The 22,951-nt window shown below is 69.4% G+C and carries 26 protein-coding genes and 1 tRNA gene; 16 read left to right on the top strand and 11 right to left on the bottom strand.

The features are described 5' to 3' along the window. The first annotated feature begins 14 nt into the window (after positions 1-14). The 4 genes from def (at position 15) to rpsU (ending at position 1,856) form a co-directional block, all read left to right on the top strand. Complete coding sequence (def, locus tag KBY96_RS10740) at positions 15-620, top strand: peptide deformylase (RefSeq protein WP_254979368.1); 606 nt, start codon at positions 15-17, stop codon at positions 618-620. Positions 621-627: 7 nt separating this feature from the next. Further along, the gene (locus tag KBY96_RS10735; protein WP_254979367.1) at positions 628-825 is read left to right on the top strand and encodes a hypothetical protein; all 198 of its coding nucleotides are present in this window, start codon (positions 628-630) and stop codon (positions 823-825) included. 78 nt (positions 826-903) lie between these two features. Beyond that, positions 904-1,629, top strand: coding sequence for a DUF3747 domain-containing protein (locus KBY96_RS10730; RefSeq protein ID WP_254979366.1), 726 nt, complete (start codon positions 904-906; stop codon positions 1,627-1,629). A 56-nt stretch (positions 1,630-1,685) separates the two neighbouring features. Then, entirely contained in the window at positions 1,686-1,856 is a 171-nt protein-coding gene (gene rpsU, locus KBY96_RS10725; protein WP_254967436.1) for a 30S ribosomal protein S21, read from the top strand. 10 nt (positions 1,857-1,866) lie between these two features. On the opposite strand, the gene KBY96_RS10720 is transcribed toward rpsU, so the two are convergent. Beyond that, entirely contained in the window at positions 1,867-3,429 is a 1,563-nt protein-coding gene (locus tag KBY96_RS10720) for a YifB family Mg chelatase-like AAA ATPase (RefSeq protein WP_254979365.1), read from the bottom strand. A 66-nt stretch (positions 3,430-3,495) separates the two neighbouring features. Between KBY96_RS10720 and KBY96_RS10715 the strand changes: the two genes are divergently transcribed. The 3 genes from KBY96_RS10715 (at position 3,496) to KBY96_RS10705 (ending at position 6,124) form a co-directional block, all read left to right on the top strand. Beyond that, complete coding sequence (locus KBY96_RS10715; RefSeq protein ID WP_254979364.1) at positions 3,496-3,861, top strand: histidine triad nucleotide-binding protein; 366 nt, start codon at positions 3,496-3,498, stop codon at positions 3,859-3,861. Positions 3,862-3,927: 66 nt separating this feature from the next. After that, entirely contained in the window at positions 3,928-5,916 is a 1,989-nt protein-coding gene (locus KBY96_RS10710; RefSeq protein ID WP_254979363.1) for an ABC transporter ATP-binding protein/permease, read from the top strand. 13 nt (positions 5,917-5,929) lie between these two features. Continuing rightward, complete coding sequence (locus tag KBY96_RS10705) at positions 5,930-6,124, top strand: chlorophyll a/b-binding protein (protein ID WP_254979362.1); 195 nt, start codon at positions 5,930-5,932, stop codon at positions 6,122-6,124. 18 nt (positions 6,125-6,142) lie between these two features. Here KBY96_RS10705 and KBY96_RS10700 read toward each other — a convergent pair whose 3' ends face one another. The 4 genes from KBY96_RS10700 to psbX form a co-directional block, all read right to left on the bottom strand. After that, a complete protein-coding gene (locus KBY96_RS10700; protein WP_254979361.1) occupies positions 6,143-6,649 on the bottom strand; it encodes a hypothetical protein in 507 nt (168 codons plus the stop codon). After that, positions 6,646-7,194, bottom strand: coding sequence for a Tol biopolymer transporter periplasmic protein (locus KBY96_RS10695; RefSeq protein ID WP_254979360.1), 549 nt, complete (start codon positions 7,192-7,194; stop codon positions 6,646-6,648). The genes KBY96_RS10700 and KBY96_RS10695 overlap by 4 nt, the downstream gene beginning before the upstream one ends. A gap of 55 nt (positions 7,195-7,249) precedes the next feature. Next, a complete protein-coding gene (locus KBY96_RS10690) occupies positions 7,250-8,224 on the bottom strand; it encodes a Ycf66 family protein (protein WP_254979359.1) in 975 nt (324 codons plus the stop codon). Positions 8,225-8,306: 82 nt separating this feature from the next. Beyond that, positions 8,307-8,429 (bottom strand): photosystem II reaction center X protein, encoded by a 123-nt coding sequence (psbX, locus tag KBY96_RS10685; RefSeq protein ID WP_254979358.1) that lies wholly within the window; start codon positions 8,427-8,429, stop codon positions 8,307-8,309. A gap of 89 nt (positions 8,430-8,518) precedes the next feature. Here psbX and KBY96_RS10680 point away from each other — a divergent pair, with 89 nt between their 5' ends. Then, the gene (locus tag KBY96_RS10680) at positions 8,519-8,839 is read left to right on the top strand and encodes a YggT family protein (RefSeq protein ID WP_254979357.1); all 321 of its coding nucleotides are present in this window, start codon (positions 8,519-8,521) and stop codon (positions 8,837-8,839) included. A 24-nt stretch (positions 8,840-8,863) separates the two neighbouring features. Here the strand turns inward: KBY96_RS10680 and accC are convergent, their stop codons facing one another. Further along, positions 8,864-10,216 carry an acetyl-CoA carboxylase biotin carboxylase subunit gene (accC, locus tag KBY96_RS10675; RefSeq protein ID WP_254979356.1) on the bottom strand — a complete coding sequence of 451 codons (1,353 nt, stop codon included), beginning with the start codon at positions 10,214-10,216 and terminating at the stop codon, positions 8,864-8,866. A 133-nt stretch (positions 10,217-10,349) separates the two neighbouring features. Between accC and KBY96_RS10670 the strand changes: the two genes are divergently transcribed. From KBY96_RS10670 to msrB, 3 genes are all read left to right on the top strand, one after another. Further along, positions 10,350-10,431 (top strand) — tRNA-Leu (locus tag KBY96_RS10670). 76 nt (positions 10,432-10,507) lie between these two features. After that, complete coding sequence (locus tag KBY96_RS10665) at positions 10,508-11,758, top strand: glycosyl transferase (protein WP_254979355.1); 1,251 nt, start codon at positions 10,508-10,510, stop codon at positions 11,756-11,758. 28 nt (positions 11,759-11,786) lie between these two features. After that, complete coding sequence (gene msrB, locus KBY96_RS10660) at positions 11,787-12,227, top strand: peptide-methionine (R)-S-oxide reductase MsrB (RefSeq protein WP_254979354.1); 441 nt, start codon at positions 11,787-11,789, stop codon at positions 12,225-12,227. A gap of 29 nt (positions 12,228-12,256) precedes the next feature. On the opposite strand, the gene KBY96_RS10655 is transcribed toward msrB, so the two are convergent. Then, positions 12,257-13,339: a PRC-barrel domain-containing protein gene (locus KBY96_RS10655; protein WP_254979353.1), complete on the bottom strand. Its 1,083-nt coding sequence runs from the start codon at positions 13,337-13,339 to the stop codon at positions 12,257-12,259. Between the two features lie 27 nt (positions 13,340-13,366). Then, on the bottom strand, positions 13,367-16,981 hold the full coding sequence (smc, locus tag KBY96_RS10650) for a chromosome segregation protein SMC (protein ID WP_254979352.1): 3,615 nt from the start codon (positions 16,979-16,981) through the stop codon (positions 13,367-13,369). 125 nt (positions 16,982-17,106) lie between these two features. Between smc and KBY96_RS10645 the strand changes: the two genes are divergently transcribed. From KBY96_RS10645 to KBY96_RS10635, 3 genes are read left to right on the top strand one after another with little or no spacing between them, the layout of a single operon-like run. Continuing rightward, positions 17,107-17,640, top strand: coding sequence for a YqjD family protein (locus tag KBY96_RS10645; RefSeq protein WP_254979351.1), 534 nt, complete (start codon positions 17,107-17,109; stop codon positions 17,638-17,640). Beyond that, the gene (locus KBY96_RS10640; RefSeq protein WP_254979350.1) at positions 17,637-18,026 is read left to right on the top strand and encodes a phage holin family protein; all 390 of its coding nucleotides are present in this window, start codon (positions 17,637-17,639) and stop codon (positions 18,024-18,026) included. The genes KBY96_RS10645 and KBY96_RS10640 overlap by 4 nt, the downstream gene beginning before the upstream one ends. Positions 18,027-18,058: 32 nt before the next feature. Then, positions 18,059-18,631, top strand: a complete 573-nt coding sequence (locus KBY96_RS10635; RefSeq protein WP_254979349.1) for a Uma2 family endonuclease — start codon at positions 18,059-18,061, stop codon at positions 18,629-18,631. A gap of 411 nt (positions 18,632-19,042) precedes the next feature. Here KBY96_RS10635 and KBY96_RS10630 read toward each other — a convergent pair whose 3' ends face one another. Further along, positions 19,043-19,273: a hypothetical protein gene (locus KBY96_RS10630; protein ID WP_254979348.1), complete on the bottom strand. Its 231-nt coding sequence runs from the start codon at positions 19,271-19,273 to the stop codon at positions 19,043-19,045. Positions 19,274-19,488: 215 nt separating this feature from the next. Here KBY96_RS10630 and KBY96_RS10625 point away from each other — a divergent pair, with 215 nt between their 5' ends. After that, positions 19,489-19,848 (top strand): hypothetical protein, encoded by a 360-nt coding sequence (locus KBY96_RS10625; RefSeq protein WP_254979347.1) that lies wholly within the window; start codon positions 19,489-19,491, stop codon positions 19,846-19,848. A 29-nt stretch (positions 19,849-19,877) separates the two neighbouring features. Here the strand turns inward: KBY96_RS10625 and KBY96_RS10620 are convergent, their stop codons facing one another. Continuing rightward, complete coding sequence (locus KBY96_RS10620; protein ID WP_254979346.1) at positions 19,878-20,513, bottom strand: hypothetical protein; 636 nt, start codon at positions 20,511-20,513, stop codon at positions 19,878-19,880. Positions 20,514-20,567: 54 nt separating this feature from the next. Continuing rightward, complete coding sequence (locus KBY96_RS10615; protein ID WP_254979441.1) at positions 20,568-21,728, bottom strand: class I SAM-dependent RNA methyltransferase; 1,161 nt, start codon at positions 21,726-21,728, stop codon at positions 20,568-20,570. A 396-nt stretch (positions 21,729-22,124) separates the two neighbouring features. Between KBY96_RS10615 and KBY96_RS10605 the strand changes: the two genes are divergently transcribed. Continuing rightward, complete coding sequence (locus KBY96_RS10605; RefSeq protein WP_254979345.1) at positions 22,125-22,868, top strand: hypothetical protein; 744 nt, start codon at positions 22,125-22,127, stop codon at positions 22,866-22,868. Positions 22,869-22,951 lie beyond the last annotated feature (83 nt).

Genomic DNA, 22,951 nt, shown 5'->3' with positions numbered 1-22,951 from the left:
AGGAAGAGAGAGCGTTGGCACGCAGCTTCGCCCAGATGGCCCGCACGGCGGAGCAACCCGGCCGCACGGTGCAGGTGCCCAAGGAGCCGATGGCCCAGCCGCCCCTGCCGATTCACACCCTGGGGGATCGGGTGCTGCGCACCCCCGCCAAACGCATCGGCAAGGTGGATGAATCGCTGCGCGAGCTGGTCCGCGACATGCTGCGCAGCATGTATGCCGCCAAGGGCATCGGCCTGGCCGCCCCCCAGGTGGGCGTGCATCAACAGCTGTTGGTGATCGATCTCGATCCCGACAACGCCGCCAGCCCACCGCTGGTGCTGATCAACCCCGAGATTCGTTCCTTCGGCTCCGGCCTCGACAGCTACGAGGAGGGCTGCCTGAGCATCCCCGGTGTGTATCTCCACGTAGTGCGCCCCTCCACGGTGGAGGTGAATTATCGCGACGAGATGGGCCGACCCCGTCGCCTCAAGGCCGATGGCCTGCTCGGCCGCTGCATCCAGCACGAGATGGATCACCTCAACGGCGTGCTGTTCGTAGACCGCGTGACCGATGAACTCAGCCTCAACAGCGAGCTGCAGGAGCACGGCTTCCAGCGCGGCGACGTGCAGTCCATCCGCTGAGCTGGCCATGCCGATGAAACCCCTGGCCGGTCTGTTCCTGGCCCTGGCCTGCGTGCTGGGGATCGCGGCCACCGGCTGCGTGTTCGAGCTGGCCTATGGCGATCCCAACCTGGGGCTTGGGCCCACCCGCTGGATCCTGGCCCTGAGCCTGCCCGGCACGGTGGCCACCCTGCTGGTGGCCATCCGCATCAACAAGCCCGCCTGAAACCCTGCTGCCAGGTGCACCCCCTGGTGAGCCCGGTCTGGCTTGCATACCATGACTGCCTGCCCGGTCTCCCCTGCCATGCTCCGCTCCGTGCTGCTTCCCACCCCGTTGGCCGTTGTCCTGGCCGCCGTGGGCGTGTCGGCCCTGGTCCCTGGCCCGGCGCTGCAGGCGGTCCGGGCGTCATCGCTGTTCCAGACCGCCGAGCTCGATCCCGGTAATTTCGCCGTGGTGGCCGCTCCCATCGGCAACGGTGAGCGCGCTCAGCTCAACATCTATGAGCAGCTCAACGACCGGCAGACCTGCTTTGCCGTGAACGGCAGTCAGCCGGCGTTGGTGGAGCCGTTGCTGGCCACCTTCGATTTCACCGGCATCTGTAGCCGTTATCTCGATGCCAATGGCTACTCGGTGCGGATCGGCGACAGCGACCTGGCCCCCGGCTACCGGTTGAGCGTGGTGCGCTTCAGCGACGACAACCTGCTGCTGGCGGTGCCCACCCGCTCCGGAATCGGGCCCGAGATGGTGGTGGCCCGCACCAACGGCCCGGGAACGGACTACCTGAAGCTGGTGCTGGAGCCGGGCTGGCAGCTCAAGCGCCGCGCCTACAACGGTCGCAACCTCGGCCACGTGTACCTCTACCGCGACAGCTGGCCGGGTGCCTCACCCACCGCCGCTGTTGAGGCGTTGATGGATGTGGAGGCTGACGGGCAGATGCCGGCAGCCGCTGCTGAGGAGGGCCCTGTGGAGCTGGACGTGCAGCTCGGCAGTGACGCCCTGATCAACGATCCCGGGCTCAGGGGCTTCTGAAGCCCGCGCTGGCCCAGTTGCTAGTTTGATCCACTCTGCAAGACGCACCCAGCTTCATGACCCAGGTCACCGTCGGCGAAAACGAAGGCATCGAGTCGGCCCTGCGCCGTTTCAAGCGCCAGGTGTCCAGGGCCGGCATCTTTGCCGACCTCAAGCGTCTGCGCCACCACGAGACCCCCACGGAGAAGTACAAGCGCAAGGCCCAGCAGCGCCGCCGCCGCCGCTGAGCTCTGCGGCTCAGTCTTGCTCCAGGGAGTCGAAACTGCGGTAGGTGAGGGCTTCGGCCACCGCCGCTGCGCCCACACCGCGGTGGTGGTCGAGGTCGCTGATCGTGCGGGCCACCCGCAGCAGTCGTTCACCTGCACGCGCCGTGAGCCGGCGCCGGCAGAGGGCCTGCTCCCACAGCTCCAGGCCGGCCGGCTCCAGGCCGAGCACCTGCTGCAGCGCTCCAGCGTTCAGCCGGGCATTGCCGATCCCGCAGGGGTTGCGCCGTGCCATGCGCCGGTGGGCCTCCGCCACCCGTTCGGCCACCGCAGCGGTGGCTTCAGGCCCTGATGGTCCGCTGCCACCGCTGCTGCGACCCCCACTGCGGAAGGGTGCGGCCAGCGCGGCGGCCGCAGGCCGCCGCATCACCACCTGCAGGTCGATGCGATCGAGCAGAGGGCCGGAGAGCCGGCCCCAGTAGCGCCGACGTTCCCCCACGCTGCAGCGGCACTCCCGTTCAGGATCGCCATACCAGCCGCAGGCGCAGGGGTTGGAGGCGCCCACCAGGGTGATGGCGCAGGGGAAGCGACTGCGCTGCCGGCAGCGGTGGATCCAGATCTCGCCCTCCTCCAGAGGCTGGCGCAGCAGGTCGAGCACACCGCTGCGGAACTCGCTGAGCTCATCGAGGAACAGCACGCCGTGATGGGCCAGGGCCAGCTCGCCGGGCCGGGGGATGGAGCCGCCGCCGATCAGGGCGGCGCCCGAGCAGCTGTGGTGAGGGGAGCGAAAGGGGCGCTCGCCCACCAGGCCGGTCCCCGGCTCCAGCAGCCCGGCTACCGAGTGAATGCGCGTGAGTTCCAGGGCCTGCGCCCGGTTCAGCGGCGGCAGCAGACCGCCCAGGCAACGGGCCAGCATGGTCTTGCCGCTGCCCGGTGGTCCCACCAGCAGCAGGTGATGACCTCCGGCCGCGGCGATCTCCAGGGCCCGCCGACCGTGGGGCTGGCCGTGGACATCCGCCAGGTCGGGTCCGCCGCGCGTCACGTTGCCCCCTGCCTCGCCCCCCTGCATCGCTGCGGGAGCCGCTTCCGGCTCCCGCACCTGCCGCACGGCCTCTGCCAGGTGCGCCACCCCCCACACCTGCAGGCCGTCCACCAGGGCGGCCTCGGCGGCGTTGGCCTCCGGCACCACCAGGGCCCGCGCCCCCTCGGCCCTGGCCCGCAGCGCCAGCGCCAGTGCCCCCCGCACGGGCCGCAGCTGGCCATCGAGGGACAGCTCGCCGCTGCTCCACACCCCCTGCATGGCCTGGGGGGGCAGCTGCCCGGTGGCGATCAGCAGCCCCAGGGCCACGGGCAGATCGAAGCCGGGACCCTCCTTGCGCAGGTCGGCCGGGGCCAGGTTCACCACCACCCGGCCGAGGGGCACCCGAAAGCCGCTGTGACGCAGAGCCGAGCGCACCCGCTCGCGGGCCTCCTGCACCGACGTGCCGGCCAGACCCACCATCTGCAGGGCGGGAAGCCCGGGCCCCAGGTCGACTTCCACGCTCACCGTGAGGGCCTCCAGCCCCAGCAGCGCCGCGCTGCTGCATCGTGCCAACATCGATCCAAGGCCACTGCTCCACCAGTGCCACCCGCGTCACCGCAGCCCGCTTCCCGTCCGCTCACCATGGCCGCCTCCGACCAGCTCCAGGACCGGAACGACACGATCTTCGGGCGCATCCTGCGCGGGGAGATCCCCTGCGACCAGGTGTACTCCGATGAGCACTGCCTGGCCTTCCGGGATGTGGCTCCCCAGGCTCCGGTGCACGTGCTGGTGATTCCGCGTCGGCCCATCACCCGCCTGGATGAGGCGGGGCCCGACCAGGCCCCCCTGCTGGGCCACCTGCTGCTGGTGGCTGCGCAGGTGGCGCGGCAGGAGGGGCTGAGCGGCTTCCGCACCGTGATCAACTCCGGGGTGGAGGCAGGCCAGAGCGTGTTCCATCTGCACGTGCATGTGATCGGCGGCCGTCCCCTGGCCTGGCCGCCGGGTTGAGTGGTCGTGTCCTGAACGCGCCGGGCCGACTGCGGTGGTGAGAATGGGCGTTACCCGACACGCCGCATGAATCCCCTCAAGGCCCTCCGCAGCCAGCTGAGCAAGCTGCAGCGCCTGGCCCAGCCCTATTTCCTGCCGGTGGAAGACACCAGGGCCTGGCAGTTCCCCCTGCTGGTGGTGGCCCTCGTGACGGTGGTGGTGGGGCTCACTCTGCTGCTGCTCACCGGCGTGGTGGCCCTCAGCGGGGCCGTGATACCCGAGCTGCGCGGCCGCTTTCTCCCAGGGGTGCCCGAGCAGGTGGCGGCCCTCTGGCGGGGCCCCTGGGGATGGGTGGTGATGACCCTGATGGCGGGGGGGCTGGCCACCTTTGCCGCGATGCGCACCAAGCTGCGCCAGGGCCGTTGGGTGCCCTGGACCCTGCTCGGGGTGATCCTGCTGCTGATCCTGGTGATCAATGGCATCAATGTGGGCATCAGTTTCATCGCCCGCAACGTTGATAACGCCCTTGTGGCGTTTGATCAGGACAACTTCTGGAAAATCGTCGGGATCTATGCCTTCTGCCTGGTGCTGGCATTGCCGATCCGGGCCCTGCAGAGCTACCTGATCCCCAAGCTGGGCCTGCTCTGGCGGGAATGGCTCAGCGGCCGCCTGTTGGGCCGCTACCTCAGCAACCGGGCCTACTACGAGCTCAACCCCAATGATGAATCGGCCGAGGAGATCGATAACCCCGACCAGCGCATCGCCCAGGACACCGACAGCTTCACCCGCACCAGCCTGAGTGTGACCGTGGAGGTGCTGGCAGCTCTGCTCACGTTCTTCAGCTTCATCATTGTGCTGTGGAGCATCAGCGACCGGCTGGCTCTGCTGTTGCTGGTGTATTCGGTGGGTGGTACGGCGGCGATCGTGTTTGCCAGCCGCAAGCTGGTGCAGCTCAACTACGAGCAGCTCAAGCTCGAGGCCAACTTCCGCTACGGCCTCGTGCACATCCGCGACAATGCCGAGTCGATCGCCTTCTACCGGGGCGAGAAGCAGGAGTCGCGCGAAGCGGTGCGCCGGCTTGATGGTGCCATTCAGAACTACAACCGCCTGATCATCTGGGAGGCGCTGATCAGCGTGATCCAGCGCTCCTACGACTACTTCTCCCGCTTCCTGCCCTGGCTGGTGATCGCACCCATCTACTTTGCGCGTGAAGTGGATTTCGGGGTCTTCGGGCAGGCCAGCATCGCCTTCTCCCAGGTGCTGTTCTCGGTGAGCTACATCGTCAACAACATCGATCGTCTGGCCGCGTTCTCTGCCTCCATCAGCCGTCTGGAGGGCTTCCAGAGCAAGGTGGATGAGATCAGTGGTGAGCACGCCCTGGCGGCGGGAGGCAACGGCGCCAGGGCGGGGCTGCGCCCCGATTCGATCCTGGTGAGCCACGTGGATCTGGTGCCACCCCACAGCAGCCGCACCCTGGTGCACGACCTCAGCCTGGAGGTGGACCGCAACCAGCGCCTGCTGGTGGTGGGGCCTTCGGGCTGCGGCAAGACCTCCTTCCTGCGGCTGGTGAGCGGGCTCTGGCCCCCGGCGGCCGGGACGGTGGAGCGGCCCCGGGAAGGGGAGCTGCTGTTCATCCCCCAGAAGCCCTATATGTTGCTGGGCAGCCTGCGCGAACAGCTCAGCTATCCGCTGCCTCCGGAGCGCTTCAGCGACGATCAGCTGCGCCATGTGCTCTCAGAGGTGCGTCTGCCGGAGCTGGTGCATCGCTATCCCGACCTGGACATCAAGCAGGACTGGCCCCGCCTGCTCTCCCTCGGCGAGCAGCAGCGGCTCGCCTTCGCCCGCCTGCTGCTCAATGCCCCCCGCATCGTGGTGCTCGATGAGGCCACCAGCGCCCTCGATGTGGCCACCGAACGCCACCTCTACGACCTGCTGCGCGAACGCGACATTGCCTTTGTGAGCGTGGGTCACCGTCCCACCCTCACCGAGTTCCACGACACGGTGCTGGAGCTGGACGGTACGGGACACTGGCGGCTGCTGCCTGCCGAGGGCTATGTCTTCGGCGCCAATGTCTGACGCCTCCGCCCCCATGTCTTCCGACGCCTCCTCCCCTGCCCCGGAGCCGGCCACCAGCGCCACCACCGCCGATGTGCCCGCCTTCGGCTGGAGCTCCTACGCCGAGCGGGTGAACGGCCGCTTCGCCATGCTGGGATTCACCGCCGTGCTGCTGATCGAGGCCTTCAGCGGTGAGACGTTTCTGCGCTGGGCCGGCCTTGTCCCCTGACGCTCTGTGCCCTGACGCTCAGGGCAGATCGAGCAGGTCGATCTGCCAGAGCCCGGCGCGACTGACCTCCACGGCCAGTTGGCGGCCGTCGGCGCGCAGCTGCACCCGCCGGGGCACGCCGGCGGGATTGATCGGCAGCAGCCGCAGGCTCCCCTGGGAGCGCTGATAGAGCACCAGTTCGGTGCGGCCGTCCAGCTGGCGCACCAGGGCCAGCCGTTCACCGGCCGCATCCACCGACAGGTTCAGCACCTGGGCATCGGGACGGTTCAGGCCCGGCAGCGGCAGCTGCGCGTTGCGCTCCACATCCACCAGTTGCACCCGGTCGCGGCCCTCCCGTGTGCTGATCAGGGCCAGCCAGCGTCCCGCCAGCGCTGGCTCACGGCTGCTCTCCTCACCCGCCAGCTGCCCGTTGAGGGCCACCAGGGGCCGCGGCCGCTCCCCGGCACAGCCCGCGATCCCCGCCACCACAGCCGCCACGGCGAGCAGGGCCAGATGGGGGGGCGGCGCTTTGGCGAGCCGGGTCATGGCTGGCCAGCTCCGCCGCCAAGCACCGCCCGGGCGGGGGGCAGATCCCGCTCCAGCAGGCCACTGAGGTCGAACACCTCCACTCGGCGGCGGCCGTTACGCAGCAGCTGAACCGCCAGGCGCGAGCCATCGCTGGAGAGGCTGAGGCGCTCGGGCTGGCTGCCGGGCGGCAGCTGCAGCCGCACCACACGGCCCCGCAGGCGGTCTTCAATCACGGCTCGGCGCTGGGGCCCCTCCTGCACCAGCACCGCCAGGTAGCGACCATTCCAGCTCAGGCTCGGCGAGCTGTGGGGCTGGCGCCGCCGCAGCCGCAGGGGGCGCAGCCCCCCGCCGGGCTGCTGCTGCAGGATCACCCGGCCCTGCCCTTCGCGCTCCAGCACGGAGGCCAGCAGGCGACCATCGCCGCTCAGGGCCGGATCGAGGCGATTGCCACCCCCAAGCCCCACCCCCGGAGCCCGCCGGCCCAGCCCCAGGCCACAGCCGCTGAGCAGGAGCGCCAGCAACAGGGCGGTGAGCCCAGGGAGGCTGGCCGACCGTGCCGCCATCAAGATGGCGTGCTCGACTCAGCGCGCAAATCAGCGCGCAGGTTGATCATGCCGCTCAGTCGTCGAATCGCGAGGAATTGTCGCGGCTGCGGCTGGTGCGCTCAGGGGCCACGCCGCCGGACGGCGAGGTGCTGCCGGTGGGACTGGCAGACGGTTGTTGTTGGCGGGAGCTGCGGCCCACCGGGCTGTAGTCGGCGTCGCTGATCGCGGCGGCTTCGGGGCCGCGGGAGCGGATCGGTGAGCCCTGGGGAATGCCCGCCCGTCCAGGATCTGGGGCGGAGGCACTGGCTGCTGGCGCCGGTCCGGCGGTGGCGGAAGGGCGGCGGCTGGAGCGGGGCATGGCATCGGCCGCCGCCACCGGCCGGCTGCCTCGGCGCACCTCGCTCTGGCCGTCGCGATCGCGGCGCCGGCTGCCGAATTCAGGGGCGCTATCCGGGCGGCCAGCGCTGTAGCGGCGCGGCGTGGGGCCGCTGTCGCGGCTGTCGTCGTCCCAGGCACCGGGAGCGGGGCGGCTGGCCTCGTCGCGGCGGCTGGCGGCGCGCTCGGGGATGGCTGCCCGGCTGGGCCGGCGGGGCCGGTAGAAGTCGTCCTGATCGTCGTCGGCCCCCCGGGCTGGGATGCGCCGGCGCAGGGCCTGAGGTTCGTCGAGACGCTCAGGACCCTCGTCCTCCAAGCCTCGCCCGCCCATGCGGGGGCGATAGGGAGGAGGCTCCGCCGCCATCGGCTCGTCGTCGTCGAAGTAGGCGGAGCGGCGGGCCTGTTCGGTGGTCACCCCTCGCAGCCGCACGCTTTCGTAGGCGAAGAACACCGTGGTGCCGGCCAGCAGGAACTGGCCGAACTGAAGGATGGGATCGAGGCGCCAGCCCTGGAAGAACAGAATTCCGCCGCAGAGCAGACCCACCGCCGCGAAGAACACGTCGTAGTCACGCGCCAGGGCCGGCTTGAAGTTGCGCATGAAGTAGAGCAGCGCCCCGCCCACCGCCAGCACGATGCCAACGATGCTGGCCCAATTCAGACTGGCATTGACCACAAACGACCTCCGACGGAGCGTGCACCCACTCTAAGGAGAGCCGAGACGAAGAACGAAGACGAGACGGATGCCCCGGCTTGGCTCAGAGCCGCCGGTCCACCTGGTCGGTCTGGCTGATCAGCACCAGCCCCACGGCAATGGGCACCACCACGATCACCGCGCCCCACACGAGGCTGCTCAGGAAGTTGGCGAGGGAAGGGGTCATGGGGAGGTCGCCGGGGACACTCGTGGGTGTGGTGATCCTAGGCAGTGGCTGCGGCTCCCTACGCTGTGCGCGCTGATGCTTAGAGGTTTGTGACAGCTCTGCCCACTTCTCCCCTGGCCTGGACCCATCTGCTGCTGGGCCTGCTGCTGGCGCTGTGGACGTTGCTGTTTCTGTTCCGCATCGTGCTCACCTGGTATCCCCGGCTGGATCTCCAGAAGGGCGTGCTGCGCCTGATCGCCTGGCCCACCGAACCCCTGCTGGGACCGACGCGCCGGCTGATCCAGCCCATCGGCGGCGTGGATGTGACGCCGGTGGTGTGGGTGGGTCTGATCAGCCTGCTGCGGGAGCTGCTGGTGGGGCAGCAGGGTCTGCTGACCCAGCTGATGCAGCGCGCACTCACGGTGGCCTGAGCCGGCTGGGGGGCTGCCGGCCCCTCAGGACATCGGCAGCATGTCTTCCTCCACAAATTTCGTGTGCACATCGCCGGCCTGGAACTCGGGCCGCTCGATCAGCTGCAGGTGGAAGTCGATGGTGGTGGGAATGCCGGTGACGGCACATTCGGAGAGGGCCCGGTGCAGGCGGCGCAGGGCGTGGTCGCGGTCCACCCCCCACACGATCAGCTTGCCGATCAGGGAGTCGTAGAAGGGTGGGATCTCGTAGCCCGTGTAAACGTGGCTGTCGAAGCGCACTCCCGGTCCTCCGGGGGGCAGCCAGCCAGTGATGCGTCCGGGGGCGGGGCGGAAGTTCTGGCGGGGATCCTCAGCGTTGATGCGCACTTCAATGGCATGGCCGCAGAGTTTGATGTCGTCCTGCGTCATCGTCAGCGGCTCCCCACCGGCGATGCGCAGCTGCTCGGCGATCAGGTCGACACCGGTCACCATCTCGGTGACCGGATGTTCCACCTGGATGCGGGTGTTCATCTCCATGAAATAGAAGTGGCCGCTCTGGTCCACCAGGAACTCCACAGTGCCCGCGCCCTCGTAGCGGATGGCGCGGGCCACGGCCACGGCGGCTTCACCCATCTGCCGGCGCAGGTCGGCGTTGATGGCCACGCTCGGCGCCTCCTCCAGCAGCTTCTGGTGGCGGCGCTGGATCGAGCAGTCGCGCTCACCCAGATGAATCACGTTGCCGTGGCGGTCGGCCAGCACCTGCACCTCCACGTGCCGGGGCCGGGCGATGAACTTCTCCATGTAGAGGCCGGGATTGCCGAAGGCCGCCTCCGCCTCCCCCTGGGCTGCCTTGAACAGGCTCTCGAGCTGATCGGCGCCGGGCACCAGCCGCATGCCGCGACCGCCGCCGCCGGCGGTGGCCTTGATCATCACCGGGTAGCCCATCTGGGCGGCCAGCCCGCGAGCCTCCTCCACGGAGGCCAGCAGGCCCTCGCTGCCTGGAATGGTGGGCACCCCCACCTGTTGCATGGTGGCCTTGGCGGTCGACTTGTCGCCCATCGAGCGGATCGCCTCGGGGGAGGGGCCCACGAAGGTGATGCCGTGGTCGCCGCAGATCTCGGCGAAGCGATCGTTCTCCGCCAGGAAGCCGTAGCCGGGATGGATGGCATCGGCGCCCCGGGAGGTGGCCGCCGCCAGGATGTTGGGGATGTTCAGGTAGCTCTTGGCGCTGGGCGCCTCGCCCACGCACACCGTTTCATCGGCGAGCTGCACATGCAGGGCGTTGCGATCCACCGTGCTGTACACGGCCACGGTGGGGATGCCCAGTTCGCGGCAGCTGCGCAGAATGCGCAGGGCGATTTCGCCACGGTTGGCGATCAGCAACTTGCCGATGGGCATGCGCCGCGTCTCTGCTCAACCGGGCCGCAGCGGACTGTATCAGCGCCGACAGAGCGCCCCCTATGGAAGGCGGGGCAGGGTGATGGGTATATTGCGGGCCGGCGCTGGATCTCGGTCCTCAGCCGGCCCATCAGCGGATGTGGTGGAATTGGTAGACACGCACGTTTGAGGGGCGTGTGGCTTCGGCCTTGCGAGTTCAAGTCTCGCCATCCGCACTTTTTCCTTCAGCCCCTTCAGCCTTGAGCCGCCACGCCTGAGCCGTTCGCCCCTGAGCCGTTCGCCATCGTGCTGGTGAGCAACGGCCCCGGGGAGCTCGCCACCTGGGTGCGGCCTCTGGCCCTCGGCCTGCATCGCCAGCTTCCGCTGCGGCCACACTCTGCCGCAGCCGCCGGCGCCCTGCACCTGGTGCTGGTGCCCTGTCCCAACGGCACCGGCCGGGAGCACAGGGTGGCGGCGGACTGGAACCTGTTCGAGCGCATCACCCCGGCGCGACGCTTCTGGCCCCTGCTGCTGCGGCCAGGCCGCTGGGGGGTCTGGCCCGGGCGGGGGGTGGTGGTGTTCCTGGGCGGCGACCAGTTCTGGACGGTGTTGCTCTCAGCGCGCCTGGGCTACCGGCACCTCACCTATGCGGAGTGGCTGGCCCGCTGGCCGCGCTGGAACGATCGCATCGCCGCCATGGGGCCGCGGGCCGCCGGCCGGCTGGCACCCCGGTGGCGCCAGCGCTGCACGGTGGTGGGCGATCTGATGGCGGATCTCGGCGAGCGGGCCCGCCGCGACGACCCCCTGCCCGCCGGCGAGTGGGTGGCCCTGCTGCCGGGCTCCAAACGGGCCAAGCTGCTGGTGGGCGTGCCCTTTCTGCTCGAGACGGCCGACCGGCTGGCGGCGCTGCGGCCCGGCTGCCGGTTTCTGTTGCCCCTGGCGCCCACCACCAACCTGGCCGAGCTGCTGCACTGCGCCGGTGCCGGCAATCCCATCGCCCGCTGCTACGGCTCCGGTGTGCCCCGGCCGCTGCCTTCCGCCCTGCTGGAGAGCGATGGCCTGGCCCTGATCACCCCCGCCGGCACCCGCATTGAACTCACGCGCTCGGCACCGGCCCACGGGCCCCTCAGCCAGTGCGCTCTCGCCCTCACCACGGTGGGCGCCAACACCGCCGAACTGGCGGCCCTGGGGCTGCCGATGCTGGTGCTGGTGCCCACCCAGCACCCGGAGGTGATGCGGGCCTGGGATGGTCTGGCGGGCTGGCTGGCGCGGCTGCCGGTGCTGGGACTGCTGCTGGGACGCGCGCTCACCGCCTGGCGGCTGCGACGGCGGGGTCTGCTGGCCCTGCCCAACATCCACGCCGGACATCTGCTGGTGCCGGAACGAGTGGGGTCGATCACGCCGCCCCAAATCGCCGCCGAAAGCGCCGACTGGCTCTCCCGCCCTGAGCGCCTGGAGGCCCTGCGCCTGGAGTTGCGCGGCCTGCGCGGCGAGGGGGGAGCCGTGGCTGCCCTGGTGGCGCTGGTGCGGGAGCTGCTGCCGCCGGAGGGCGGTGATTCCTAGGGTCGGCTGATCTGCACGCCAGTCCGCCATGTCCGAGCCCACGCCCAGCCCCGCCTCGGCCTGTGGGCTTGACAGCGGCCTCAGCCGTGATGCCCGCGAGGAGGTGTGGCGCCAGAAGCTCACCCCCGAGCAGTTCCGGATCACCCGCCAGGGCGGCACCGAGCGGGCTTTCACAGGCGAATACTGGAACCACAAGGCCACCGGCACTTACCACTGCCTGTGCTGCGGTGCGCCGCTGTTCAGCAGCGCCACCAAGTTCGAGTCCGGCACCGGCTGGCCCAGCTTCTGGGATGGCGTGAAGCCGGCCGCGATCAGCACCCTCGTGGACCGCAGCCACGGCATGACGCGCACGGAGATTCGCTGCGCCAACTGCGAGGCCCACCTGGGGCACGTGTTCGCCGACGGGCCCGCCCCCACCGGGCAGCGTCATTGCGTGAATTCCGCCTCGCTGGAGTTCAGGCCCGCCTGAGTGTCACCGGCCCCCAACGGTTGGGGGTCTCACCAGGGATCGCCGAGGTCGTCGACCTCCACATCCAGGGGCTCCCGGTTGACCGGTGCCGGCGGCCGCCGCCGGGGTGGTGGTGGAGTGGGCCGCTCGCTGACATCGAGATCAGGCCGCCGCTCGGGCGCGGGCTGCGGCCTGAAGGGCTCGGGTTCCCTGGGCTCCGTCGCGTCCCGGTCGAGGCTGGGGTCGACCCGACTGGCCTGGCTCCTGCCGGTCGGGCGCCCGTAGTCCCGCTCTCCGGGATCCTCCTCCTCATCGAGGTAGCGGCGCTGACGCAGCGGTTCCCGTTCGCGTCGCTCCTCCACCTCCACGTAGTCGTAGTCGTCCTCGGGCTCGAAGGCGCGGGCGCTGGCGGGCTGGATGCGGCGCTGCTCCTGCTGAACGGCCGGCAGGCCTGCAGCCAGCTGGTTCTCCACCGGCACCATCGAGCCCCGGTAACGCTGGCGCTCCTCCTGCTCCCAGCTGGCGCCGCCGATGCCCAGCTTCTCCAGCAGGCCGCTGCCGAGCTGCTTGAGCTTCTCCTCGGCCCCCTCGTACACGATGATCCGGTCGCTGCCGCTGCTCACGATCTCCTCCACCGCCAGCTCCCAGGTGCTGAGCACCCCCTCGCCCAGCAGGGGCACCCCCAGGGCGGCCAGCACCAGGGTGGTGAGCTCGCCGGTTTCGATGTCGAAGCTGAAGCCCAGCACCTTGCCCAGCTGTTCCCCCGCTTCGGTGACCACCTGGCAATTGATCACCCTGCTGTAGCGATCGGGGTTGAAGCCCTCCGCCAGCGAATCGGTGGAGTCCACCAGGATCACATCCCCCACCTGGCGGATGTGCTCCAGCGGCATCCAGCGGGGCAGGCCCGGCAGGAAGCGAGTGAGGGGGTTGTCGCGCAGACCCAGGGCCACCACTTGCCGGCGATCGATGTCCACCACCACCTCCCCCACCACACCAAGGCGGCGGCCGCTGTCGCGGGTGATCACCTGGGTGCCCATCAGTTCCGAGCGCAGCCAGAGCCGATCGCTGGGGGGATCGGCAAGGGGGTCACTGGACTGGGCGCGGCGATCGCCCCCGGGCGGAGTGCTGGTCATGGCGGCATTCTCCTCCAGAGCCAACGCTTACGCGGCTGGCGGTAAACCCACCACCTGCGTGTGCGCGCCGCGGGCCTGGGTCACGCCGATGGTACGGGTGGCGGCGGCGATCATCGGTCGCCGGTGGCTCACCACCATGAACTGCGCCTGCTGGGCCTGGCGGGCGATCAGGCCGGCCAGGCGTTCCACGTTCACCCCGTCGAGGAAGCTGTCCACCTCGTCGAAGGCGTAGAAGGGCGAGGGACGGAAGCGCTGCAGGGCAAACAGAAAGCTCAGGGCGGTGAGTGACTTCTCGCCCCCGCTCATGGCATTCAGCCGGCGCACCGCCTTGCCCTTGGGATGGGCCACCAGGGTGAGGCCGCCCTCCAGGGGGGCCTCGGGGTTCTCCAGCTGCAGGTGGCCCTCGCCATCGGAGAGTTCGGCGAAGATCGTGCGGAAGTGGCCATCCACCGCGGTGAAGGCCTCCAGAAAGGCCTCCTGGCGCAGGGTGGCCACGGTTTCGATGCGCAGCAGCAGCTCCTCGCGCTCCTGGCTGAGCACCGCCAGGCGCTGCTCCAGCTCGGCCAGGCGCCCCTCGAGCTGCTCGAGTTCCTCGAGGGCCAGCATGTTCACCGGCTCGAGAGCCTCCATGCGGGCCTGCAGGCTGCGCAGATCGGCCTGCAGGGCCTCCAGCCCCGCAGCGCGCACCTCCTCGGGGATCTCGGGCAGGGGATCGGGAAGCTCGCGCTGCAGCTGCTCCAGACGCAGGGCCTCGCTGCGCTCCTGGTCCGCCAGCGACTGCAGCTCCTCCCCCAGTCGCTGCAGGTCCCACTGCCGCTGCTGCAGCTGCTGGCGCTGGGCGGCCACTCCGGCCTCGGCCGCATCCCGTTCCCGCCGCCGCTCCCCGAAGCGGGTCTGCAGCTCGCTCTGCCGCGCTTCCAGGGCCCGGCGCTGCTCCAGCCCCGCCTGCTGGCGGGCCTTCCACTGCTGGCGCTCCTCCACCAGGGCCTGCACCGCGGCCACCAGCCGCTGCTCCTCGGCCGCCAGGCCCTCGAACTGCTGGCGCAGGCGCTCGGCAGCCAGCGCCCGCTCGCGGCGGCCCGCCAGCAGGCGATCGCGCTGCTGGCGGGCCGCGGCCAGGGTCTGATCGGCGGTCTCCAGGTTGTGCTGCAGGCCCTGCCAGCGGCCGGCATCGCCGGAGTGGGCGGCGCTGGCCTCGGCCCGCTGAAGCTCGAGCAGCTGCCCCTGCAGCGGCTCCAGCTCGGCCTCCAGGGCCTGCAGGCGCAGCTGGTCGGCCTCCAGGGCCTGACGCAGCTGCTGCAATCGCTGCTGGCGCTGCTCCTGCTGCTGCAGCCGGGGGGCCAGGGCGCGGCGGGCACTGGCGCATTCGGCCTCCAGGGCCGCCTGCCGCTGCTGCTGGCCGCTGAGTTCAGGCCGCAGGGTGTCGAGCTGGTGGGCCAGCTCCGCCTCCTTGCGGCGGCAGGCCACCAGGCTCTCGCCCAGCTCCAGCAGCCGGCGGCGCAGGGGCGCGGCCTCATCGCCCTCCTGGCTGCGGCCGAAGCTCAGCTGGCCGCTGCGCTGCTGCAGGCTGCCGCCGGTCATGGCGCCGCTGCGTTCGAGCAGCTCGCCATCGAGGGTCACCGCCCGGCATCGGCCCAGTTCCCGGCGGGCGCTGCCCAGGTCGCTGAACACCAGCGTGTCGCCGAACACGTAGCGGAACACCTCCGCGTAGACGGGCTCGTGCTGCACCAGATCGATGGCCCGCCCCAGCCGCCCGCTGCCGGCGCCGGCCGTGCCCCCCCGCTGCAGGGCGGCTGCGGCTGCGCCTGCGGCGCTGGAGCCGGAGCCGCCGCGGATCTTGTTGAGTGGCAGGAAGGTGAGCCGGCCGGCGCGGCGCTGGCGCAGCAGCTCGATCGCCCGCGCGGCGATGGCGTCGTCGTCGACCACCACCTGGCCCAGGCGGGCGCCGGCGGCCACCTCCAGAGCCAGGCGATAGCGCTCCTCCACCTCGCCCAGCTGGGCCACCGGGCCGTGGATGCCCTCCAGGCCCGCTTCCAGCAGCACCCGCAGGGCGCCGGTGCCGCGGCTTTCCTGCAGGGTTTCGCGGCGGCTGTCGAGCCGGGCGATCTCCGTTTCCAGCTGGGCCTGCTCCTGCTCCAGCCTGCTGCGGGTGCGCTGCTGCAGGGCCAGGGCTTCGGCCAGCTCCTGCACCTGGCCCTGGCCGTTGCTGCTGCGCTGGCCCCGTTGCTGCAGCTCCTGTTCGAGGGCCTCCAGCTGCCCCTGGGCCTGGCCCAGGGCCTCGCTTTCCTGCCGCTGTTCGGCGTCGAGCTCGGCGCAGCGGCTCTCGTTCTGGCGGCAGCGCTCCCGCAGTTGCTGGCATTCGGCCTCCAGTGGGCTGATCCGCGCGCTGAGCCGCTGGCGCTCGCTGCTGCGGCGCTGCTGGTCCTCCAGCCAGCTGCCGGAGCGGCCGGCCACCTCCCCGAGGCGCCGGCGGGAGAGCTCCACGGCGGCCTCGGCACTGCGGCAGGCCGCCTCGGCGGCCTCCAGCTCGGTCCCGTCGTCTCCGGCCTCCAGCTCCTGCTGCTGGCGGCGCAGCTCTCCCTGGCGATCCCCCAGCTGCTGGCGCTGCTGCTGGAGGGTTTCGGCCTGCTGCTGGTGGCGTTCGGCCTGGCGGGCCAGCTCGCGGTCGCCGGCCTCCAGCCCCGCCAGCTCCGCCTGCACGCTCAGCAGCTGGTCTTCTCCAAGGGCCTTCACCTCGGCCTGCAGCTCCTCCAGGGCGCCGGCGGCGACGCCGAGGGTCTGTTCCGCCGCGGCGATCGCCTCCCGCTCGCTCTGCTGGCGACTGCGCAGGCTCTGCCCACGGCGTTCGAGCTGGTGCAGGGCCTCGCGGGCGGCCTCGAAGCCGAGCACCTGTTGCTGTCTGCGGCCCTCCTGCAGGCGCGCGCGCAGCTCCTGGTAGGTGCGGGCCTTGGCGCAGTCGCGCTCCAGCTTCTGGCGGGTGGCCAGCAGCTCCTGCTGCACGATGCCGCAGCGCTCCTGGCGTTCCTGCACCTCCTCGAGCTTGCCCCGGCTCTGCTCGATGCGCGAATCGAACAGGGCCACGCCGGCCAGCTCATCGATGATGGTCCGCCGGTCGCGGGCGCCCATGGACACGATGCGGGTGACGTCGCCCTGCATCACCACGTTGCTGCCCTCGGGGTCCACCCGCAGGCGGCGCAGCTGGGTTTGCAGTTGCTGGAGGTTGCAGGCCACGCCGTCGGCGCTGAAGCTGCTGGCGTAGGTGCCGCCAGGGGCCACCCGCAGCCGCCGGCTCACCGTCCATTCGCTCTGGCCGGTGTGGATCCAGGGCCCCTCCTCCGGCGCCTCCAGCCCGGCTTCGGCGTGGTCGGGCTGCCAGTCGCGCAGATCAAAGCGCACGCTCACCACGGTTTCGGCCGCCCGGCCGGCCCGGTGCATGGCGCTGTTGATCAGGTCTGGCAGCCGTTCGGCGCGCATGCCGCGGCTGCTGGCCAGCCCCAGGCAGAACAGCACCGCGTCGAGGATGTTGCTCTTGCCGGAGCCGTTCGGGCCGGTGACCACCGTGAAGCCGTTGTCCAGCGGGATCGTCATCGATCCGCCGAACGACTTGAACTGATGCAACTCGACCTGATTGATGTGAACCAACAGGCCCGTGCGCCGAGCACGTGAAATGTAGCGGAGGGTTCCAAAAGCTCAAGGTCTGCCTAGGTTGCAAAACAGGCCGGCAGCCCACCGGGTGGGTCGACCAACATCCGGCCAGCCCAGGAGCCATGACAGACGACCACAGCCCCCTCAACCACAGCCCCTCAGAGCCGGGTACTGCCGACAGCAACGCAACTCAGACCAGCGGGGACAGCCCCGCGGCAGGTGGCGGATCCTCCCCGCGGGCCGATGGCTGGGTGGCCCAGGCGCTGTCCGATGGCTTCAGGGAGCGTTTCGACAGCCTCCTGCCCCGCATCCAGCGCCAGTGGCCGGAGGTGGCCCGCCACACCCTGGAGGCCACGCGCGGCAGTTTCGATGATGTGACCCACGTGATCGCCGAGCAGAGTGGCCGCACCGCAACGGTGGTGCGCCGGCAGCTGCTGGAGCTGGCCGATGTGGCAGGGGAGCAGACCCACCGCCTGGCCGAGACCCTCGAGCCCCTGGAGCAGCAGCTTGAGGGGCTGCTCGATGAGCTCAACGCCACCCTGCGCCCCCGCATCGAGAAGCCGGTGCGGGAGCGACCGCTGATGGCCATCGGCATCGCCGCCGGCGTGGGCGTGCTGCTGGGCATGCTGCTCACCTCCGGGAGACGGTCGGCATGAGCGGGTCGGTGGACCACGGTGAGGGGCGACGGGGGACCATGGGCCGGATGGGGGCCCTGGTCACCTCGGTGATGGACCTGCACGTGCGCATCGCCCTGCAGGAGGCGGATCGGGAGAAGCGCCGGCTGCTCAGCGGCGCCCTGCTGCTCAGCGGCGGCCTGGTGCTGCTGCTGCTGGCCCTGATCGCCGCCGAGGTGGCGTTGCTGCTCTGGCTTCCCGGCGCCTTCGGCTGGACCTGGATCCAGAGCGCCCTGGCCCTGGCGGCCCTCAACCTGGCGTTGGCGGGTCTGTTCCTGCGCATCGGCGGCCAGCTCACCAAGGGCCCCTACCTGCCCCAGACCACCGCCGGCATCACCAAGACCACCCGGACCCTGTTGGGCCGCTGAGGGTCAGCGGATCTCGATCTACCGCAGAGCCCATGCTCACCCTGCCCCCCACCCTCCGGCTGACCCCGGCCGAGTTCGCCGAGGTGTGCGCCAGCAATCCCGAGGCGGTGCTGGAGCTTGACGCCGATGGAACCCTCATTGAGATGCAGCCCACCGGCGGCAGCACAAGTGCCCGCAACACAGCGTTGTTGTCCCAGCTGCACGCCTGGGCCCGCTCATCCGGCGATTGGTTTGTTTTCGACAGCTCCGGCGGTTTTCTGCTGCCTGATGGTTCGATCCGCAGCCCCGATGCCAGCGTGCTGCGGCTGGAGCGCTGGCGGGCGCTGAGCGAAGCCGAGGGTGACGGCTTTCCCCCGCTCTGTCCGGATCTGGTGGTGGAGCTGTCCAGCCCGTCCGATGCTCCGGAGGCCTTGCGGCGCAAGATGGCTGCCTACCGCGCCAACGGCGCCCGGCTGGGCTGGCTGCTGCTGCCGCAGAGCTGCGGCGTGGAGGTGTGGACGGCAGGGACCAGAGCGCCTCAGGTGCTCAGTGATCCATCGCGGCTTGAGGCAGGAGAGGCGTTCCCGGGGCTGGTGATCGATCTCCAGCGGATCTGGGAGGTGTGATGCGCCTATCCTCCGCCCCACGCGGTAGGCGCTATGGCCTACCGCGTGGGGCGCAGTTGGAGAAGGCCAACCACTCTGAGCTCCTGCCGGGGTTCCTGAAAGTATGACTCGGCGATGGGCCTTCTAGAGCACCCAGAAAAGAGTGAGGTTTGCTGGGAAGTCGGCCCATCGACTCGGGCCGTCCATAGGCGGACGATCTGACCCATAAAGAATATTGAACGTAGGCTGGTCCGCCTGGCTCGATGCCCATTCTGAATGCACTGAATTCTTTTCGTACCTCAGCTCCCCTGGAGCCGATGTAACCATCCCCTTTGATAAACCCATTCCCGAATCCCAGGTGGGGCCTCCCTATGAATCCGTTGGCAATCCGGCCATGGGCTCCATCACCATTGCCTGAGGCTTCATGCAACCTCAGGGCATGGCCTCAAAAGAGTTGTTCGCCGTGCGATCTTTGCTGATGGGGAAATCCGCGCGATTCGGCCGGGGAATTACAACAGCGGGATCGACTACGCCAAGGGCTTCGGCGGCAACGTCATCTGCATCTATTCCGGCGTGGGAGTAAAGGCTGGATTTGAAGGCGGCTGTGGCCATCGCATTCACGTGCGTCTTGAGCTGTCGTTCCAGGTTCAGGGTCGCCGCCATGGGCGCTTCCAGGCCTATGCCTATTGCCTCAGACTGCTGCGGGGGGTGGGACAACGCGTTTCCCAAGGGGAGGCGCTCTCGATCGAGGCTGGCCTTGGCAGTCCGGGCACTTATGACTATGCCTTCCACATCGATCTCGACACGTACGGGGATGATTGATGGGGACATCTTTCACATCAATCCCAATCTGCTGGCCCGCAGACTCAATCCACACGATGCGATCCTCTCTGTGGGTGTTCTTCGCCAGGGTCCGCGATGGGTTGATGCTGGACGATCCCGGCGACGCCCTGCAGCCGCTGCTGCTCGAACGCATCGAGGCGGATTCCTGCCCTGGCTGGTGCTCCAGAGGCTGGGGACCCCTCACCATGCAGTCGCTCCAGGTTCTTGATGTGGAACATCTGCCTGCGGATGTGCCACTCCTTGAGGGGATTCGCAGGACACAGGCGGACGATCTCCAGAACGCTGAGTTTCTGAATCTTCTCAGGGCCTGGCGCGTGGACCGCACGGTCCTACGTCTGCAGCCTCTAGCGCCCGATCGCGTGCGTGTTGCCAATCCTGCTGCGAATTGGCCATGAAGTGGGATTGGTGGTGTGGTGTAACGAGCTCACAACAGCATCAGCCGCTCGTCCTTGTCGGTGAGCAGGGGGAGTGCCTTGCCCGAAACGAACCAGGCAATCCCGAAGGCGATCAGAGCCAGGGCTTCTCCCCAATACACGATCCGCAAGGTGCTCACGGTTTCTGCTGGAAGCAGCAGGTTGGCGGCTGCGATGGCCACCATGCAGACAATCATTGTGGTGCCACAGACAAGATAGATTTGGCTACGCAGTTGCTTTTTCCCACCTCTGCCCCTGAGCTTTTCGCGAAATGGGCCGAGGCAGAAATAGGCAAGAGCGGAGAACAATATGGCTGCGCAGGCGAAGTGCAGTGCTGTTGTAGGGGTTGTTTCGCAGCCCTTGCAGGCGGTGGGGAAAATTGCAATCCCTGCAGCAGCAAAGGCGGCGATTTTGCTGACGCTGGATTGTTTCTGCGTATGACCGTTGTAGGACAGAAGAAAGGCGCCGACGACGAATAGAAGCCCCACCATCCAGTCGCGCGCCTCTGTGTAATAGGAGGCGCTGATGGAGTCCAGTCGCTCCCCTGAAACTGCGCTCACGATCAGAGGAAGCAGAAGGGCGATCAGTCCCATTGAAAGGCGGTGTGTGCGGTAATCGAATACCTCATTGACCTGGTATCTCGTCATTCCTGGTGAAGAAATCTGATGTTGATTCTAGTGGCACAACCCGGGGATTACACCTCAGCGGATCTCGTAGCGCAGCCAGCGGCAGTCGATGCCGCCGTTGCTGATGGGGATGCGGCGGCTGGCCTTCAGGCGCAGGGCGCCGGTGAGCCGCGGGTTGCCGCTCAGCAGCCACAGCGTCCAGCCGGAGCAGCGCTCCCTCACCATCGCCCCCAGATCGGCATAGAGCGTCTCCAGGGCATCCGCCTCGCCGAGGCGCTCGCCGTAAGGGGGGTTGCACACCAGGATGCCGGGGCCGGGTGGCGGCTGGAAGTCGCGGCAGTCGCCTTCCTGCAGCTCGATCCAGGGGGCCACCCCGGCGGCGGCGGCGTTGTGGCGGGCCTGGGCCAGCACCTCGGGCTGCTGCTCCAGTCCCACCAGCGGCGCCAGGGGCCGGCCATCGGCCAGCCGATCGCGGGCCAGGCCCCGTGCCGCCTCCAGCTCCCGTTGCCAGAGGTTCGGATCAAAGTCGGGCCAGCGCTCGAGGGCGAAGTGGCGGCCCAGGCCCGGCGCCCGGCCCAGGGCCAGGCGGGCGGCCTCGATCAGCAGGGTGCCGGAGCCGCAGAGGGGATCGGCCAGGGGCAGCGAGCCATCCCAGCCGCTGAGGGCGATCAGGCCGGCGGCCAGGTTTTCCTTGAGGGGTGCCAGACCCATGGCCGCCCGGTAGCCGCGGCGGTGCAGGCTGGCGCCGCTGCCATCGAGGCTGAGCACCGCCTCGTCGCCGCCCAGGTGCAGGTGGAAGGAGCGATCGGGGTCGTCCAGGTTCACCGAGGAGCGGCTGCCGAAGAGCTGGCGCTGCAGGTCCACCAGGGCGTTCTTCACTTCCAGGGCGCTGTAGTGGCTGTGGCTCAGGCCCGGGGCCGAGCCGCTGGCATCCACCCGCAGGCTGGCCTCTGGCGCCAGCCACTGCTCCCAGAGCGGGAGGCTCTGGATGGCGCTCTGCACCCCGGCATACAGCTCCTGGCGGCTGCGGCAGGGGAAGCGGGCCAGCTGGCGCAGCAGCCGGAAGGGCAGGCGGGCCTGCAGGTGCAGCCGGCAGTAGCCCACCAGATCGGTGCGAAAGGCCACGGCGCGCCGGCGCTGCTCCACCTCTTGGCAGCCGAGGGCCTCCAGCTCGGCTGCCGCCGGCTGCTCCAGGCCGGGGGGCACCACCGCCACGCCGTAGATCGGTTCGCTCATCGGATCGCTGCTGCGGATCGGTTCGGTGATCACCAGCAGGTGCTGAAGGCTCGGACCCCAGTTTGCTGCCACAATGAACAGGTCCGGTTTCGGCCGGACTAGGTGGCTTACACCAATGTTTCGGACAGCGGTTCGATTCCGCTCAGCTCCATTCCCCCCTCACGGGGCTGCAATGGTTTCGACGGGGCATGAGGAGAGTGACTGAAGCCTGCTCGGTGAGAGCAAACCCGTAACAGCGAACAACATCGTTCGTTTCTCCCGTCAGCCTGCCCCCGTGGCCGCCTGACATCTCTAAGGGAGATGGGGTGAGGTCAGCCTTATCACCCAAATGACCCATGGGGCCTGGAAGGGCCCCTCTTTCATGTCTAGCCTCCCAGGGTCGCTGCCGCTGAGCTGATGGCGCTGGATTCGGCCATGGCTGCTCTGAAGCTGGCCTCGCGCCGCAGCATGCTCAGTTCTGGCGTGGCGTGCCTGGTGCTCACGGTTTTCGGCCTTGCGCCGGCCGCTCCTGCCCGGGCGGTGGGGTATGAGCAGGACAGCCGTTTTCCGGCCAATCCGCCCCTGGCCCACGGCACCACTGAGGCGGCGGCCAGGGCCAGCCAGTACGGCTTCGATCTGCGCATGGATGTGGAGATCGACATCGGGTCCGGGCCCAGGCCGGCACGGGTGTTCGTCAACTCCCGCGATGGCTCGATGCTGCTCGATCAACCCACGCTGACGCTGTGGGCTTTCGGGGCCGGCGATCTCATCAACCGCGTGAGTGTGCATCACCTGCTCATTGACGACGGCCAGGCGCTCGCCTGTGGCGAGCCGAGGGACGCCCGCACCGCCGCTCAAGCCGAGCAGCTGTTCGCCAGTCAACGCCTCTGCTTTGGGGTGGGCCAGCTCTCGCCGGTGATCAACGCCACCAGCAGCGGGAGGGCCCAGCGGATGTTCTTCGCTGACGTTTTGCCTTCTCCTCCAGCACCACCGCCGGGGACGCTGCCTGGTGCGGCGCAGCTGGAGGCGGTGGCCGGCGAAACACCGTCCGGGCGCCTCACCCTCTGGCTGGAACCAGGGTCCTCCACCATCGCCACCCGCGCCCCGTTTCTCGGTCCGGGTAGCGCCCCTCCGAGTGGTGTAACTCAGGAGGTCCTGTGACCCTCTCCGGAGGGTGAACAGGAGCAGTCAGGGGATGACTGCCTGGAAGCTGATTGCGCAGCTCCGTTTATCCACTATGAACC

This window comes from Cyanobium sp. ATX 6A2 (assembly GCF_024346355.1).
In the GTDB taxonomy this organism is placed as follows: Bacteria; Cyanobacteriota; Cyanobacteriia; order PCC-6307; family Cyanobiaceae; genus NIES-981.
Note: the sequence above shows the minus strand (reverse complement) of the source record. Positions and strands in the feature narration are given on the sequence as shown.

Excerpts from the sequence above, each read along its gene's own strand:
- KBY96_RS10730 (WP_254979366.1), top strand. The coding sequence starts at position 904 with ATGCTCCGCTCCGTGCTGCTTCCCACCCCGTTGGCCGTTGTCCTGGCC.
- KBY96_RS10640 (WP_254979350.1), top strand. The coding sequence starts at position 17,637 with ATGAGCGGGTCGGTGGACCACGGTGAGGGGCGACGGGGGACCATGGGC.
- KBY96_RS10635 (WP_254979349.1), top strand. The coding sequence starts at position 18,059 with ATGCTCACCCTGCCCCCCACCCTCCGGCTGACCCCGGCCGAGTTCGCC.
- KBY96_RS10645 (WP_254979351.1), top strand. The coding sequence starts at position 17,107 with ATGACAGACGACCACAGCCCCCTCAACCACAGCCCCTCAGAGCCGGGT.
- msrB (WP_254979354.1), top strand. The coding sequence starts at position 11,787 with ATGTCCGAGCCCACGCCCAGCCCCGCCTCGGCCTGTGGGCTTGACAGC.
- KBY96_RS10655 (WP_254979353.1), bottom strand. The coding sequence starts at position 13,339 with ATGACCAGCACTCCGCCCGGGGGCGATCGCCGCGCCCAGTCCAGTGAC.
- KBY96_RS10695 (WP_254979360.1), bottom strand. The coding sequence starts at position 7,194 with ATGGCGGCACGGTCGGCCAGCCTCCCTGGGCTCACCGCCCTGTTGCTG.
- accC (WP_254979356.1), bottom strand. The coding sequence starts at position 10,216 with ATGCCCATCGGCAAGTTGCTGATCGCCAACCGTGGCGAAATCGCCCTG.
- KBY96_RS10615 (WP_254979441.1), bottom strand. The coding sequence starts at position 21,728 with ATGAGCGAACCGATCTACGGCGTGGCGGTGGTGCCCCCCGGCCTGGAG.
- KBY96_RS10705 (WP_254979362.1), top strand. The coding sequence starts at position 5,930 with ATGTCTTCCGACGCCTCCTCCCCTGCCCCGGAGCCGGCCACCAGCGCC.
- KBY96_RS10720 (WP_254979365.1), bottom strand. The coding sequence starts at position 3,429 with ATGTTGGCACGATGCAGCAGCGCGGCGCTGCTGGGGCTGGAGGCCCTC.
- KBY96_RS10715 (WP_254979364.1), top strand. The coding sequence starts at position 3,496 with ATGGCCGCCTCCGACCAGCTCCAGGACCGGAACGACACGATCTTCGGG.
- KBY96_RS10605 (WP_254979345.1), top strand. The coding sequence starts at position 22,125 with ATGGCGCTGGATTCGGCCATGGCTGCTCTGAAGCTGGCCTCGCGCCGC.
- psbX (WP_254979358.1), bottom strand. The coding sequence starts at position 8,429 with ATGACCCCTTCCCTCGCCAACTTCCTGAGCAGCCTCGTGTGGGGCGCG.
- KBY96_RS10710 (WP_254979363.1), top strand. The coding sequence starts at position 3,928 with ATGAATCCCCTCAAGGCCCTCCGCAGCCAGCTGAGCAAGCTGCAGCGC.
- rpsU (WP_254967436.1), top strand. The coding sequence starts at position 1,686 with ATGACCCAGGTCACCGTCGGCGAAAACGAAGGCATCGAGTCGGCCCTG.
- KBY96_RS10625 (WP_254979347.1), top strand. The coding sequence starts at position 19,489 with ATGCGATCCTCTCTGTGGGTGTTCTTCGCCAGGGTCCGCGATGGGTTG.
- KBY96_RS10630 (WP_254979348.1), bottom strand. The coding sequence starts at position 19,273 with ATGGCGGCGACCCTGAACCTGGAACGACAGCTCAAGACGCACGTGAAT.
- KBY96_RS10735 (WP_254979367.1), top strand. The coding sequence starts at position 628 with ATGCCGATGAAACCCCTGGCCGGTCTGTTCCTGGCCCTGGCCTGCGTG.
- KBY96_RS10620 (WP_254979346.1), bottom strand. The coding sequence starts at position 20,513 with ATGACGAGATACCAGGTCAATGAGGTATTCGATTACCGCACACACCGC.
- KBY96_RS10700 (WP_254979361.1), bottom strand. The coding sequence starts at position 6,649 with ATGACCCGGCTCGCCAAAGCGCCGCCCCCCCATCTGGCCCTGCTCGCC.